Annotated in this window: 15 protein-coding genes; 8 read left to right on the top strand and 7 right to left on the bottom strand. The window is 64.3% G+C overall.

Annotated elements, in window-relative coordinates; genetic code table 11:
• Together CH286_RS11470 and CH286_RS11465 are read right to left on the bottom strand one after the other, a co-directional pair.
• On the bottom strand, positions 1 to 312 hold the full coding sequence (locus tag CH286_RS11470; protein WP_217901741.1) for a YbaB/EbfC family nucleoid-associated protein: 312 nt from the start codon (positions 310 to 312) through the stop codon (positions 1 to 3).
• Between the two features lie 179 nt (positions 313 to 491).
• Positions 492 to 797 (bottom strand): hypothetical protein, encoded by a 306-nt coding sequence (locus CH286_RS11465; protein ID WP_212709793.1) that lies wholly within the window; start codon positions 795 to 797, stop codon positions 492 to 494.
• 63 nt (positions 798 to 860) lie between these two features.
• Between CH286_RS11465 and CH286_RS11460 the strand changes: the two genes are divergently transcribed.
• A complete protein-coding gene (locus tag CH286_RS11460; RefSeq protein ID WP_094609267.1) occupies positions 861 to 1,523 on the top strand; it encodes a hypothetical protein in 663 nt (220 codons plus the stop codon).
• On the opposite strand, the gene CH286_RS11455 is transcribed toward CH286_RS11460, so the two are convergent.
• A complete protein-coding gene (locus CH286_RS11455; RefSeq protein WP_032379987.1) occupies positions 1,520 to 1,954 on the bottom strand; it encodes an SRPBCC family protein in 435 nt (144 codons plus the stop codon). The genes CH286_RS11460 and CH286_RS11455 overlap by 4 nt on opposite strands.
• Before the next feature lie 257 nt (positions 1,955 to 2,211).
• Between CH286_RS11455 and CH286_RS11450 the strand changes: the two genes are divergently transcribed.
• Positions 2,212 to 3,657, top strand: a complete 1,446-nt coding sequence (locus CH286_RS11450; RefSeq protein WP_052058341.1) for an FAD-binding oxidoreductase — start codon at positions 2,212 to 2,214, stop codon at positions 3,655 to 3,657.
• Positions 3,654 to 4,970, top strand: a complete 1,317-nt coding sequence (locus CH286_RS11445; protein WP_094609266.1) for a class I SAM-dependent methyltransferase — start codon at positions 3,654 to 3,656, stop codon at positions 4,968 to 4,970. Before CH286_RS11450 ends, CH286_RS11445 begins: the two co-directional genes overlap by 4 nt.
• A gap of 87 nt (positions 4,971 to 5,057) precedes the next feature.
• On the opposite strand, the gene CH286_RS11440 is transcribed toward CH286_RS11445, so the two are convergent.
• A complete protein-coding gene (locus tag CH286_RS11440; RefSeq protein WP_094609265.1) occupies positions 5,058 to 5,840 on the bottom strand; it encodes an alpha/beta fold hydrolase in 783 nt (260 codons plus the stop codon).
• A 28-nt stretch (positions 5,841 to 5,868) separates the two neighbouring features.
• Complete coding sequence (locus CH286_RS11435; RefSeq protein ID WP_037150031.1) at positions 5,869 to 6,801, bottom strand: oxygenase MpaB family protein; 933 nt, start codon at positions 6,799 to 6,801, stop codon at positions 5,869 to 5,871.
• Between the two features lie 23 nt (positions 6,802 to 6,824).
• Here CH286_RS11435 and CH286_RS11430 point away from each other — a divergent pair, with 23 nt between their 5' ends.
• The 3 genes from CH286_RS11430 to CH286_RS11420 are packed head-to-tail and all read left to right on the top strand — an operon-like array spanning position 6,825 to position 10,099.
• Positions 6,825 to 7,397, top strand: a complete 573-nt coding sequence (locus CH286_RS11430; RefSeq protein WP_037150034.1) for a TetR/AcrR family transcriptional regulator — start codon at positions 6,825 to 6,827, stop codon at positions 7,395 to 7,397.
• Positions 7,398 to 7,423: 26 nt separating this feature from the next.
• Positions 7,424 to 7,684: an acyl-CoA-binding protein gene (locus CH286_RS11425; protein ID WP_032379982.1), complete on the top strand. Its 261-nt coding sequence runs from the start codon at positions 7,424 to 7,426 to the stop codon at positions 7,682 to 7,684.
• A gap of 48 nt (positions 7,685 to 7,732) precedes the next feature.
• Entirely contained in the window at positions 7,733 to 10,099 is a 2,367-nt protein-coding gene (locus CH286_RS11420; protein ID WP_094609264.1) for an FdhF/YdeP family oxidoreductase, read from the top strand.
• Between the two features lie 25 nt (positions 10,100 to 10,124).
• Here CH286_RS11420 and CH286_RS11415 read toward each other — a convergent pair whose 3' ends face one another.
• Positions 10,125 to 10,781 (bottom strand): GntR family transcriptional regulator, encoded by a 657-nt coding sequence (locus tag CH286_RS11415; RefSeq protein ID WP_032404543.1) that lies wholly within the window; start codon positions 10,779 to 10,781, stop codon positions 10,125 to 10,127.
• Positions 10,782 to 10,915: 134 nt separating this feature from the next.
• Between CH286_RS11415 and CH286_RS11410 the strand changes: the two genes are divergently transcribed.
• Both CH286_RS11410 and CH286_RS11405 read left to right on the top strand, forming a co-directional pair.
• On the top strand, positions 10,916 to 12,412 hold the full coding sequence (locus CH286_RS11410; protein WP_037150041.1) for an aldehyde dehydrogenase family protein: 1,497 nt from the start codon (positions 10,916 to 10,918) through the stop codon (positions 12,410 to 12,412).
• 2 nt (positions 12,413 to 12,414) lie between these two features.
• Positions 12,415 to 13,329 carry an oxygenase MpaB family protein gene (locus CH286_RS11405; protein WP_052058342.1) on the top strand — a complete coding sequence of 305 codons (915 nt, stop codon included), beginning with the start codon at positions 12,415 to 12,417 and terminating at the stop codon, positions 13,327 to 13,329.
• 16 nt (positions 13,330 to 13,345) lie between these two features.
• Here CH286_RS11405 and CH286_RS11400 read toward each other — a convergent pair whose 3' ends face one another.
• Positions 13,346 to 14,398: an alpha/beta hydrolase gene (locus CH286_RS11400; RefSeq protein ID WP_052058343.1), complete on the bottom strand. Its 1,053-nt coding sequence runs from the start codon at positions 14,396 to 14,398 to the stop codon at positions 13,346 to 13,348.
• Positions 14,399 to 14,471: the final 73 nt, after the last annotated feature.

Raw genomic sequence — 14,471 nt, 5'->3', positions numbered from 1 at the left:
CTAGAACCCGGGCAGGCCGGGCATGCCACCGAGACCACCAGCGAGGGGGCCCATCTTCTCGCTCGCGACGGCCTGAGCCGCGCGAGACGCATCGGCGATAGCGCCGATCACGAGATCCTGGAGGGTCTCGATGTCTTCGGGGTCGACGACCTTGGGGTCGATGGTCAGACCGACCACCTCACCGGTCCCTTTGACGGTGGCGACGACGAGTCCACCGCCCGCCTGGCCGGTCACTTCGGTCTCCGCGATCTCCGCCTGCGCCGCCATCAGCTGCTGCTGCATCTGCTGGGCCTGCTGCAGGATCGATGCCATGTCGGGCTGCTCACCGGGTTGCACTGTGCCGTCCTCTCGCGTGGGTTCGAAGCGCACACCAGCGTAGCCGCACCTCGGATCGCTGTGATTCACTGCGCGTCGAATCGACGTACCGACCTGAGTGTCCACAATTTCGCGGCAGACACGGGATCGCGCCTGCGGTGACGAATAGTGGACACTCAGCGCAGTGCCTTCCGGCGATGTCGCACGAAGTGGTTGCCGACGGCCACGATATGAGTCGGCTCGGTCGCACCGGCCGCCCGAGCCGCCGCAAGCGCGACGGTTTCTGCGCACGGGCCACCGGTGAAGTGATAAAGATTCACCCCGGCAAAAGTGCGGCCGTCCGCTACTCTCACCGCGGCACCCATCGTGTGGATGCCGTCCTCACCAGGGCTTGTATCCGTCGTCGAATCGATTGTTTGCCTGGCCAGTTCGACCAGCGTCCGATCCCCGTCGGTCACGGGTAGCGCGGAAGTGAAGGACACGACGCGATTCTAGAGCCCCGCGTCCGAACATTCGTCAGTACTGAGCGCACGTAGTCTTACGGAATGGATCAGCCGGCGACCTCCCCGGAACGCGGCTCTCCTCGCAAGCGTCGGGTGACTGCCGAGACCATGGCCGAGGCGGGCATCGCGCTGACTCTGCCCAGGGTGACGGTGAAGTCGGTGGCCCAGAGCCTGGGTGTTTCGATCGTCGCGATCTACAACAACATCGAGGATCTGTGTGCGCTCAAGGCCCTGGTGGCGGAGGAAATTCTGCGCCGGTGGTCGCCGCCGCTTCCCGGTGACGACGAATCGATGCACGACGCTCTGCTGACACTCGCCTCCGCGATGCGCGAGCTGGTTCACTGCAACCCGGGCATCGCGGAGTATCTGATCGGCCTGACTCCCAGTTCCATCGACGCGCTTCGGATGGCCGATGTGGTGCAGACGCGCTATCGACTGCGCTACGACCTCACTCCGAAGCAGGCGACGTGGGCCGTCATCACCGTCGTCGAGCACGCTCTGGCCTTGGCGGAGATCGTCTACAACGATGCCCGACGCGATCGTGAGTACGACGACGCGATTGCCGCGCGCACCGACCTCGACACCCTGCCCGGGGCCTACGACACGATCGACCGCGGACCCGATGGGATGTTCGTGTGGTCGATGCGCACCGTGGTGGTCGGAACCCTGACGTTAATCGCGGCCCCGGATTTCGAGCAGGTCTAGATCAACTCGCGACGCAGGTTCTCGAGCGTCGCGGCTTGGATCTTCTTCAGGCCGAGCGGTGCGAACGTCTTCTCGAAGAATCCGCCGATGCCGCCCGCGCCCTTCCATTCAGTCGTTGTGGTGACCGCGGTACCGCCGCCGTCCGGGGCTACCGACCAGGTGGTGACCATGGAGGAGTTGGCGTCCCGTTCGGTGATGGTCGATCCGGCGACGGAGACAGTCGCGGCGACGTTGCGTACTCGCTTCTCGGTGGCCTGCAGTGTCCACTTCGCCACCGTTCCGTCTCCCTGACCGCCCTGGACCACCTCGTAGTCGCGGTACTGCTGGGGCAGGATGCGGGGGCGCACCGTCTCGTAGTCGGCGAGAGCGGCAAGCACCCGATCCGGTGTGGTTGCGATGGTGACGGAACTGGATGCACTGACCTGAGCCACGGAAACGTTCTCCTTCGATAGCGAGCGGGATGTGCATCCATCCTGCCTCGCCGAGCGGTCACGCCCGGCATCGCGCCGAACGTCATGTGGCATGCATCACAATGGAATCGCACATCGGGAAAACACATGCATGCTGCAACCATTTTGTCTGAATTATGGCGATTCCCGGCCCTGTTTCGGCAACAGTTGCGTGAAGTTTCACCGGTCGGACGCCCACGCCGGTGGATACCGAGCAGTACGAGATATAGCGTCTGTACGTGGCTTCAGTGAATGCTCTTCTCGGACGACGGCCAGAACCGAGGGAGAGCGGTTACGCAGCGCACCGATCGGGTGTCGAGCAGTTGCTTCGCAGCTATCGAGCGATCCCCGCCGATGCGACGGTGCGTCTGGCGAAGAAGACGTCCAACCTGTTCAGGGCCAGGACGACATCGAACACCCCGGGACTCGACGTGTCCGGCTTGAGCAAGGTCATCACGGTCGATCCCGCCGCAGGCACCGCCGACGTCGCGGGCATGTGCACCTACGAGGACCTCGTCGACGCGACGCTTCCCTACGGTCTCGCTCCCCTCGTCGTCCCGCAGCTCAAGACGATCACCCTCGGCGGAGCCGTCACCGGCCTCGGCATCGAGTCGACGTCGTTTCGCAGTGGGCTCCCGCACGAGTCGGTACTCGAGATCGACGTCCTCACCGGAAGCGGCGAGATCGTCACCGCAACGCCGGAGGGCGAACATGCCGACCTCTACTGGGGCTTCCCCAATTCCTACGGCACCCTCGGCTACTCGACCCGGCTGAAGATCCAGCTCGAGCCCGTGCTGCCGTATGTCGCGTTGCGCCACCTACGATTTCACGACCTCGAGACCCTTCAGTCCACGATGGACACCATCGTCACCCAACGCGAGTACGACGGCATCGAGGTCCACTACCTCGACGGCGTGGTCTTCAGCGCCGACGAAAGTTACCTCACGCTCGGCGTTCAGACCGACGAACCCGGCCCGGTCAGCGATTACACCGGTGCAGACATCTTCTACCGCTCGATCCAGCACGATTCGGACACACCGAAAACCGATCGGCTGACCATTCACGACTATCTGTGGCGCTGGGACACCGACTGGTTCTGGTGCTCTCGCGCATTCGGGACCCAGAACCCGACAATTCGACGCTTCTGGCCGCGCAAGTATCGACGCAGCAGCTTCTACTGGAAGCTGATCGGCCTCGACCGTAAGTACGACATCGCCGATCGACTCGAGAAGCGCAAGGGAAATCCGCCGCGCGAACGCGTCGTGCAGGATGTGGAAGTTCCGATCGAACACACCGCAGGCTTCGTGGCGTGGTTCCTCGGCAATATTCCCATCGAGCCGTTGTGGTTGTGCCCGTTGCGACTTCGCGAGCCGGCGGCCCCCGGTGCCAATCCGGCCCGACCGTGGCCGCTGTACCCACTCGAGCCCAAACGCACGTACGTCAATATCGGCTTCTGGTCCTCGGTACCCATCGTCGCCGGCGAACCCGAGGGTGCAGCGAACCGCGCGATCGAGAAGAAGGTCACCGACTTCGACGGGCATAAATCGCTGTACTCGGACGCTTACTACACCGAGGATGAATTCGCCGTGCTGTACGGCGGCGAGAGATACCTCGAGCTGAAAAAGAAATATGATCCCGAAACCCGATTGTTGGATTTGTACTCGAAGGCGGTGCAACGCAAATGACGACGTTCAAGGACTCCGGTAATCGAACGGCGAACGGCAACCAGAAGCTCAAGATCTCCGAGATTCTGGAGCTGATCTCCGACGGCAACATCCCACTGCGTTTCACCGCGTACGACGGCAGTACCGCCGGACCCGAGGACGCGAAGATCGGCCTCAACCTCAAGAGTCCGCGCGGAACCACCTATCTCGCAACCGCTCCCGGCGATCTGGGCATGGCGCGGGCGTACGTCTCGGGCGACCTGGAGGCCACCGGCGTCCATCCCGGCGATCCGTACGACTTGCTCGCACTGATGGGTGACGAGCTCCACTTCCGTCGTCCCTCGGCCATGACACTGGCCTCGATCACCCGCTCCCTCGGCTGGGATGTGTTGCGGCCCATCGCTCCTCCACCCCAGGAGGCGATTCCGCGGTGGCGTCGTATCGCCGAAGGCTTGCGCCACTCCAAGACCCGGGACGCGGAAGCGATCCATCACCACTACGACGTATCCAACGCGTTCTACGAGATGGTGCTCGGCCCGTCGATGACGTACACGTGCGCCGCGTTCGAGTCCGCCGACAGCACACTGGAAGCGGCGCAGGAGAACAAGTATCGGCTGGTGTTCGACAAACTCAGCCTGAAGCCGGGTGATCGCCTGCTCGACATCGGCTGTGGCTGGGGTTCGATGGTGCGCTACGCGGCCCGCCGCGGCGTGAAGGTGATCGGCGTGACGCTCTCCCAGGAGCAGGCGTCGTGGGCGCAGAAGGCCATCGCCGAGGAAGGCCTGTCCGAGCTCGCCGAGGTGCGCTTCTCCGATTACCGCGACGTAGCCGAGACCAACTTCGATGCCATCTCGTCGATCGGGCTGACCGAGCACATCGGTGTGCACAACTACCCGTCGTACTTCTCGTTCATCCAGTCCAAGCTGCGCGACGGCGGCCGGCTGCTCAACCACTCGATCACCCGACCGGACAACCGCGCTCACGCCAAAGCGGGCAGCTTCATCGACCGCTACGTCTTTCCCGACGGGGAGCTAACCGGCTCCGGACGCATCATCACCGAGATCCAGGACGTCGGCCTCGAGGTCCGCCACGAGGAGAACCTGCGCGAGCACTACGCACTGACCCTCGCCGGATGGTGCCGGAACCTCGTCGACAACTGGGACGCATGCGTCGCCGAAGCCGGCGAAGGAACAGCCCGCGTGTGGGGTCTGTACATGGCCGGATCCCGTTTGGGATTCGAGCGCAATGTGGTTCAGCTACACCAGGTTCTGGCCGTCAAGCTCGGGCCGAAGGGTCAGGCGAACGTGCCGCTGCGGCCTTGGTGGAACGGCTGACGCAGGTGAGCGGGATAGGAGTGGAGCCTGCGGAACGACCAGGAGACACTTCGTAGCAGGGGTCGAAGTTCCGCTCACATGCGAGCGTCAGCGACCTGTCGCCCGCAGGATCACGCGAGCGGTTTCGACGGGCTGATCCCAGTGCGGGAAGTGTCCGCATCTGTCGAACCAGTGCAGGGTGGCGTCGGGGAATCGCTCCAGCGCCACCTCGGCCTGGCTGGGAGTCGTCACCTTGTCCTGACGACCCCAGCCGATGAGCAGCGACCCCTGCAACGACCCCTTCGGTGCACCGAGCTGCTTCGGCCCGTGGATCAAGGCCTTGCGTGCGGCGTCCAGTGATGGCGAAGTCTTGGCCGAGAAGCCCTTCAGCTCCCGTTCGACCAATCCACTCGGCAGCTTCCACGGCGCAGCCGAGAACTGCGCCAACGCAGCCGTTCTCGTCACTGGGTTACCGGCCAGGAACGGCACCAGCGGCTGAACGTTCTTCATCAGCGCCAAGGACGCGGTGATCGTGGCTCCGAAGATCTTCACCTGACGGTCGTTCCAGAACCCGCCGGGATCGAGTGCCACCATCGACCCTCGGTGACCACGGCGGCCGAGCTCGACGACCATGCGTGCGCCCATCGAGCTGCCGACGAGATCGGCGTCGGACAGTCCCTCGTCGTCGAGGTACGTGCGCAGCGCATCGGTGAGCGACGCGATCGAGACCTCGGGCAGCGGCGGAGTCTGCCCGAATCCGGGCAGATCGAGGGCGATGACCTCTCGATGTGCGGCCAGGGCGGGGACGATCGGATCCCAGTTACGGTGCGAGGATCCGAGCCCGTGCACGAGGACGAGCGGCTTACCGGTTCCGGTTCTGACGTTGTACATACCCCCGCTGTACCCGGAGCTCGTCGATCTACACATTGGGGCTGTAGTGCGACGGGTCGGAGCGACGCGTGAGAGGTGGCAGATTTCGGGCCGGCGTGTGCACCAGCGGTGAGGTCGCCGGAGTCCGACCCCGGGCGCGATCCCATCCGGCTCGCCCCCGCGGATGCAGGCGGAGGCGCGGTGGCACCAGCCCGAACAGCAGGTTCACTGCCTTACCGAACAACGCGAACCGTTGCTCGTCCCGTGCGGACCAGCGGTAGCCGAGGAGTTCGCGCACCGGCGGGTCGTAGAGCCCGACGGTGATCCACACGAACAACGCGGCCACCGGACGCCGCAGTACCGCCCAGACCCGATCCGGCAGCCAGGCTGCGTACGGCGGTGGTCCCAGCTCCGACAGGTCGAGCACCCCGCGGGCTGCCATGTTGTCTTCCAACACGGTGCTGCACATGTGCCTCCAGTACTGCTGAAACTCGGGCCAGGTCGCGGGGACCGGACGCATGCTCATGCCGTAGAGGCGATACCACTGCACGTGCTCGTCGAACAGTTGCACTTTCTGTTCCTCGGTCAGACCGCCCATGAAGTGATCTGCCGTGAGCACCGTGCCCATGAAGAAGGTGGCGTGCGCCCAGTAGAAGGTGTCGGGATCGAGGGCGTGGTACTTGCGGCCCTTGGCGTCGATTCCCTTGATGTTCGTGTGATAGCCGCGCACTTCGAGCGCGGTCTGCTCGGCGCGGTCTCCGTCGAACACCACCCCGCCGATGGGATACAGGGATCGGTAGAGGCGCTGCCAGCGCTCGTCGAAGAACGTCGAGTGCTGCTCCACCCCGGCTCCGAGGCCGGGGTGCATGTTCTGCATCGACCCTGCCCAGACGCCTTGCAGCATCCCCCGCCAGTCGCCGAAGTACTTCCAGGTGAGCGAATCGGGACCGAGCGGGACCGGACGATCACTCTGACTACGCATGTTGTCAGACTAGAGTTGACAACATGCGTAGTCAACAGTTGGAGGAGCGTAGATCCAAGCGGTACGACGCATTGCTCGCCGCGGGGGTCGAGCTTCTCGGCTCTCCGGACGGTCCGGCGGTCAACGTGCGCGCCGTCTGCCGAACCGCCGGGCTGACCGAGCGGTACTTCTACGAGAGCTTCACCGACCGGGACACCTTCGTCCGCGCGGTGTACGCGTGGGTCGGTTCGCGAGCGCAGACCGCGTTGCTCGATGCCGTCACAGCGGCCGACACCCCCGAGGACACCATCGCCGCGCCGGTCCGAGCGTTCGTCGAACTCATCATCGACGAACCGCGAACCGGACGGGTGCTGCTCATCGCGCCGTTGGCGGAACCGGCACTGAGTCGACGCGGTCTGGATCTGCTGCCCGGTTTCGTCGAGTTGGTGCAGTCACAACTTCCCGACACCGAGGACCGACAGCTGATCGCCGTCGGAACCGTCGGGGCACTGACCGCCCTGTTCATCGGCTACCTCGACGGCACCGTCACCGTCACCCGCGAAGCCCTCGTGGCGCACTGCATTCGGCTGATTTCCGACGCCTCCGTGCGAGGATGACACCACCTCTAACCGAAGGAGTTTTCATGTCCGATCTCGATCAGTCGTTCGCCGATGCGCAGGTAGACGTCAAGAAGCTCACGTCCAAGCCGAGCAACGACGATCTGCTGAGCCTGTACTCGCTCTACAAGCAGGGTTCGATCGGTGATGCCTCGGGTAAGCGGCCCGGGCGACTGGACATGGTGAACCGCGCGAAGTTCGATGCCTGGGCGAAGCTCGAAGGTACGAGCCAGGATTCGGCGAAGCAGCAGTACGTGGATCTGGTGACCAAGCTCCTCGCCGGCTGAGCCTACGGCTATGGTCGAGTGCGGGGGTAACGCAACGAAGGGACCCGCATGAGACGCACCGACAGCGACGTCGACGAGGCCGAGCTCGACATCGAGAAGCCGAAGACCCACGCGGCGGGCCCCGTCGCCGTCGCGGTGTCGATGAAGCGAGCACTGGGGCACATGGGCCCGAAGCGCACTGCGCAGACGCTGCTCAAGCTCAACCAGGCCGAGGGTTTCGACTGCATGAGCTGCGCGTGGCCCGATCCCGATCCGGGCCACCGGCACGCGGCGGAATTCTGCGAGAACGGTGCGAAGGCCGTTGCGGAGGAAGCAACGACGACGCGGGCGACCCCGGAGTTCTTCGCGCAGCACAGCATTGCCGAGCTGGACTCCCACACCGAGCACTGGCTCGGCCAGCAGGGCCGGATCACGCACCCGATGATCAAGCTGCCCGGCGGCAGCCATTACGAGCCCATCGAATGGGACGACGCTTTCCGTCTGATCGGTGACGAGCTGAAGAGCCTGGCCAGTCCGGACGAGGCCATCTTCTACACCTCGGGTCGCGCGTCCAACGAGTCCGCGTTCACCTACCAGTTGTTCGCGCGGTCGTTCGGCACCAACAACATGCCCGACTGCTCCAACATGTGTCACGAGTCGACGTCCATCGCTCTGCAGGAATCCATCGGCATCGGCAAGGCCAGCGTCACGCTCGACGACGTTCACACTGCCGAACTGATCATCCTGGCCGGCCAGAATCCCGGCACCAATCACCCCCGCATGCTCTCGGCGCTCGAGATGGCGAAGCAGAACGGCGCAAAGATTCTGTCCATCAACCCTCTTCGCGAAGCGGGTCTGCTGAATTTCAAGAACCCACAGACCCCGCGCGGCATGGTGGGACCGGGAACGGACCTGTCGGATCTGCACCTGCCGATCAAGCTCAACGGCGATCTCGCTCTGTTCCAGGCCATCGGCTCGCTGCTGGTGAAATGGGACGCACTCGATCACGAGTTCCTCGACAGCTACACCGTCGGCTTCGACGCGTGGAAGGCACACGTCGCCGAGGTCGACTGGGATCTCGTCACCGAGGTCACCGGATTGTCGGTAGCGCAGATCACCGAGGCCGCCGAGATGCTGCGCGACTCCAAAGCCACCGTCTTCTGCTGGGCCATGGGCCTGACGCAGCACCGCAACGCCGTCGCGACCATCAAGGAAGTCACCAATCTCGCGTTCGCGCAAGGCAACATCGGGAAGGCAGGTGCCGGGTTGTTGCCGGTGCGCGGCCACTCGAACGTGCAGGGCGACCGAACGATGGGCATCTGGGAGCGCCCACCGGTGGCCTTCCTCGACGCGATGGCTGCAGAATTCGACTTCGAGCCACCGCGTGAGAACGGCTTGGACACCGTCGATTCCATCCGTGCCATGCGCGACGGCAAGGCACATTTCTTCCTCGGACTCGGCGGCAACTTCGTCCAGGCGACGCCGGACAGTGACGTGACGTTCCAGGCGCTGCGCAAGATGCGAATGACGGTGCAGATCTCCACCAAGATCAACCGATCCCATCTCGTCTGCGGTGAGACCGCCTTGATTCTGCCCACCTTGGGGCGCACCGAGAAGGACGTGCAAGCCAGTGGTGAGCAGTGGATTTCGGTCGAGGATTCGACGTGCTCGGTGCACTCGTCGCGTGGTCCACTGAAGCCGGCCAGCCCCTACCTGCGCTCGGAGGTCGCGATCGTCAGCGGTATCGCCGAGGCGACGCTCGGCACCCGATACGGTCTCGACTGGCAGGGTTTCCGCGACGACTACCGCAACATTCGCAAGCACATCTCTCGTGTCGTCGCCGGTTGCGAAGGCTACGAGGTCAATGTTCGACGTCCCGGCGGCGTCGTGCTTCCGCACCCGCCGCGCGACAGTCGGACGTTCGAAACCAAGAGCGGCCGAGGCGAGTTCGCCGTCTCACCGATCGACGTGTTGCACGTTCCGCCGGGCCATCTGATACTTCAGACGCTGCGCAGCCACGATCAGTTCAACACCACGATCTACGGCCTCAGCGATCGGTACCGCGGCATCGAGAACGGCCGACGCGTCATCTTCGTGCACCGAGAAGACATCTCCACGCTCGGCTTCCGCGACGGCGACATGGTCGATCTCGTCACCAAGTGGGACGACGACGACGTGGAACGGTGTGCGCCGTCGTTCCGCATCGTCCAGTACGACACCCCCCGCGGGTCGGCTGCTGCATACTACCCCGAGACCAATCCGCTGATTCCATTGGATTCGACTGCGCTGCAGAGTAATTGCCCCACCTCGAAGTCGGTGATCATTTCGATGGTTCCGGCAGGGACGGGCATGCAGGGCACGGTGAACGGTCATCAGGACAACGAGGGTTCGGACGAGGGGCACAAGTCGCACCCTCAGCCGCACCACTTGAGCTGAACGGTAATTCCGGAAGTGAGTCGTTCTAGCGGACGTCCCACTTCCGGAACTGGCGTCGCATCACGTCGGCGGCCGCCTCGACGTCGCGCCGCCCGAAGGCCTCGATCAAATGCTCGTGGCTGCGCACCGCGTCGTCACCCCAGCGCGCGTCGGTCGCGTACGACCGCGGTGTGTACTTGACTGCGCCGAGCAGGAACCATGCCAGTTTCATGCCCCCGGCAATCTTGTTGACCAGGCGATGGAACTCGAATTCGTAGTACTCGACCGATTCGGTGTCGGCGCGGGCCACGGCATCGCGTAGACCTTCGTTCAGAGTGGTCAGCTGTTTCAGATGTTCGTCGTCGACCACGCCTGCCGCACGACCGGCGAGTGTGCCCGCGATGATGCCCTGCAGCCAGAAGATGTCGTCCACGTCCTGCGGCGACAACTCGTTCACGCGGTAGCCGCGATGAGGTACCTGCTCGACCAGTCCCTCGCCGCGCAATGCGACGAGCGCCTCGCGCACCGGGGTGGCACTGACGCCCAAAGCCACTGCGGTCTCGTCGATCCGTACGAAGGAGCCGGGTTGCAGTGCACCGGTGACTATCTGTTGGCGGATGCTCCCGGCGACGTCCTCGGACAGCTGTGGCCGACGCGGAATCGGGCGCGTGGAAGACGCAGTTCGGGTGAGATCGATGCTCATTGATCTGCTCCTGCATTGCTCCCACACAGCGGGGCTACGGGGGTTGTAGCAACCGAAGGTGACGCATAGTGTGTCCTGGACAACATTGAATCACATCAAATATATGTGATGCGATCCGCTGGAGGATAGAGCCCATGACGGACCAGATCGAACGAACTACCGAGAGCAGCTTCGAAAGCCTCGACCCCAGAACAGGTGTCGCGCTCGCTACGTATCCGATCGCGGGCACCTCCGACGTCGACGCTGCCGTCGAACGCGCCCGGTCGGCCGCCAGATGGTGGGACATACAAGGCTTCGTCGGGCGCAAGCGGTGGTTGCTCGAATTCAAATCTGCCATCGCGCGTGACGCCGCGAGCCTCGCCGCCGTCATCGCCGCCGAAACCGGCAAGCCGGACGAGGACTCCCTGCTCGAGGTGATGTTGGGCGTCGAACATCTCGATTGGTCGGCCCGCAATGCCGAGAAGGTTCTTCGGCAGCGCAAGGTCGGATCGGGTCTGCTCGCCGTCAATCAGAAGGCCTACGTCGGATACCGCCCGTTCGGCGTCGTCGGAGTCATCGGGCCGTGGAACTATCCGCTGTACACCCCGATGGGCTCGATCGCCTACGCCCTGGCCGCCGGCAACACCGTCGTGTTCAAGCCCAGCGAGCTCACCCCTGGCGTCGGCGTCTGGTTGGCCGAGAAGTGGCAGTCGCTCGCCGCTCCTCACCCGGTGTTCCAGACGATCACCGGCGACGGTTCCACCGGTACCGCCCTGGTCGAATCCGGCGTGGACAAGATCGCGTTCACCGGCTCCACGGCCACGGCCAAGAAGGTCATGGCCACGTGCGCGAAGTCGTTGACGCCACTGGTCGCCGAGTGCGGTGGCAAGGACGCGATGCTCGTCGACGCGGACGCGGACATCGCTGCCGCAGTGGAATTCGCGACGTTCGGGGCGATGGGCAATGCCGGCCAGACCTGTGCCGGTGTCGAACGTATCTACGTCGCGGCTCCGGTGTACGACCGGTTCGTCACCGAATTCACCACCGCCGTACGGGCACTGAAGCCCGGAGGAACCAAGACCTCGTCCTACGGCCCCATGACGCTGGGCAAGCAGAGCGACATCGTGCGCGGCCAGATCGAGGACGCCTTGGCCAAGGGCGGCAAAGCTGTTGTCGGCGGTCTCGATTCACTGCACGGGCCGTACGTCGACCCGGTTGTTCTCACCGACGTGCCCGAGGACTCGACTGCGATCACCGAAGAGACGTTCGGCCCCACGGTCGTGGTCAACAAGGTGCGCGATCTGGACGAGGGCATCGAGCGAGCCAACGCCTCCAAGTACGGACTCGGCGCATCGGTGTTCACCAAGGACGGAGCAGTGGGTCGACGCGCCGCCGAGAAGCTCGATTGCGGTGTGGTGACAGTCAATTCGGTCCTCGGATTCGCCGGCGTTCCGGCGCTGCCGTTCGGCGGTACAGGCGACTCGGGATTCGGCCGAATCCACGGGGCCGACGGCCTTCGTGAGTTCAGCACCGTCAAGTCGATGACGGTGCAGAGCTTTGCAGCTCCGGTGAACCTGCTGACGATGAAGCGCAAGGCACGAAACATGAAGCTCTCGGTTCTGGCACTGAAGCTTCGGCACGGACGGGGCTGAGCATGGACATCACGCCGAAGAAGGGGCGCTTCGGCTGGCTGCGGCGCATCGAGGAACTCGACCCGGTGCGGGATTGCCATACGATCCACCGCATCACCGCCGGCTACGAGTTCCCATGGGATTACCAGCGCGCGCTCGAGTTCGCGTTGTTCCGCACGTACTGCGTGCCGACCATCTCGGCGCTGCTCGCCCGCACGGGCGAATTCGAGAACCGCCCGCAGAAGCGCTACGACGACACCTCGCTGCTGATGGCCGAATTGCTCGAGCACGGCTACGACTCCGAGCGAGGACGTGAATCGCTTCGGATGGTCAACCGAATGCACGGTCAGTTCGACATCTCGAACGACGACATGCTCTACGTGTTGACGACGTTCATCTACGAGCCGATCGAGTGGATCGACACCTACGGATGGCGTCGCCTGCATCCGAAGGAACGACTGGCAACGTTCCACTTCTACTGCGAAGTGGGAAAGCGCATGGGCATCAAGAACATTCCTGAGTCGTACACCGAATTCGCGCAGTTCAAGCTCGACTACGAGGAGCGCACGTTCAGGTTCACCGAAGACAATCGACGCATCGGCACGTACACCCTCGATCTGTACTGCTCCTGGTACCCCGTTGCGCTGACCCCCGCAGTGAAGCAGGCAGTGTTCGCACTGTTGGACGACCGGATGGCCGGTGCCTTCGGCTTTCCCGCAGGCTCACCGACGGTCGAGCGGGCCGCCGTGCAGGCCCTGCGTGCCCGAGCCCGCGTGGAGCGGTTCCTACCCAAGCGAACGCAATCGCGAGCCACCGCCGACGCGTCGAACAAGACCTACCCCGGCTATCCCGTCGGCTATCAGCCGAGCGATCTGGGCACCCTCGCCTCACCGCGAATTCGCAGTTGTGGTGCAAAAACACCGGAAGTCTCGGTGTAACTGCGAACTCGACGAGTCAGAGTCCGTCCACCCACCTGCCGAACGCATCGCGAAACTCCGACGAGAGCGGCAGCGGCGCGAGAGCGATGTTCGGATCCGCGGGCAGCGGCCCGAGCTCGCCCAACATGTGCGAGCTGTTGGCGAAGTGCGCGAAGTCGAGGTCGGTGTGCCCCAGGGCCACTCGCACGTTCTCGACCTGCCCGCAAGAGACGTTGAGGTCCTTGTCCGAGCAGGTCAGGAACGAGGAGTACGTATCCGGCAGTGCGGCAGCCAGATTCGCGGGGTCCGTGGCATCGGCTTCGCGCAGGAAGGTGGCGCTCTGCCGCAGTCCCAGACCGTCGACGATCGGGTCGGGCTCGGCGGACAACGCCCGTCCCGCGCGGATATCGGCGACGGCCTGGGCGAAGCGATCCCGGGACGTAGCCGCCTGCTCCTCGGTGAACTGGCCCGTTGCCACGGCTTCGCCGATATTGCGATCGACCTGCGCGGTCAGCAGGTCGAGGTATCGGATCGACAATGGCTCGAGCAGGCCGACATGGGCGAACGCCGCACTGTCGGCATCGGCCAGACGCAGTGCCGTGAGCGCGCCCTCGCTGTGCCCGATCACCGTCGTGCGATCCGCCCCGACACCGGTCCGCTGTTGCAGGAATGCCAGTGCGTCCGCAGCATTGTCGACCTGCGCGTCGAAGCCGGGAGGGTTGTTCGGATCCGCACCGGCCAGTCCGGTACGACCGCTACCGAGCTTGTCGAATCGCAGGCTCGCAATGCCGCGCCTGGACAGCTCGTCGGCAACGTACGCGGTCGTGTTCAGGTGCAGATCACCGGAGTTTCCGTTGCGATCGGTCGGCCCACTGCCCGGCAGCACCAAAGCGACACCGCGGGTTTCGCCGGCGGGCATACGAAGGCTTCCGTACAAGGTGATGCCGCCGGACTCGAAGCTCACTTCGGAGTCGAGCGCATCGTCCGGCGACCACGGAACATTGATCGGAGCAGCGGCAGCGGTACCCGCGCCGACGAGAAGGAGCATCGACGCGGCCAGTGCGGCCAGCAGTTTTCCTGTACGCAGCATGCAGCCAGAGTAACAATCCGACCGCCCGTTCGGGTACTGCTCGCTACCGATGCGCGACCGACGAACACTGTAA

Source organism: Rhodococcus sp. WWJCD1 (genome assembly GCF_002258735.1).
Classification (GTDB): Bacteria; Actinomycetota; Actinomycetes; order Mycobacteriales; family Mycobacteriaceae; genus Rhodococcoides.
The sequence above is the reverse complement of the archived record's forward strand: the minus strand, read 5'-3'. Positions and strand labels throughout refer to the sequence as shown.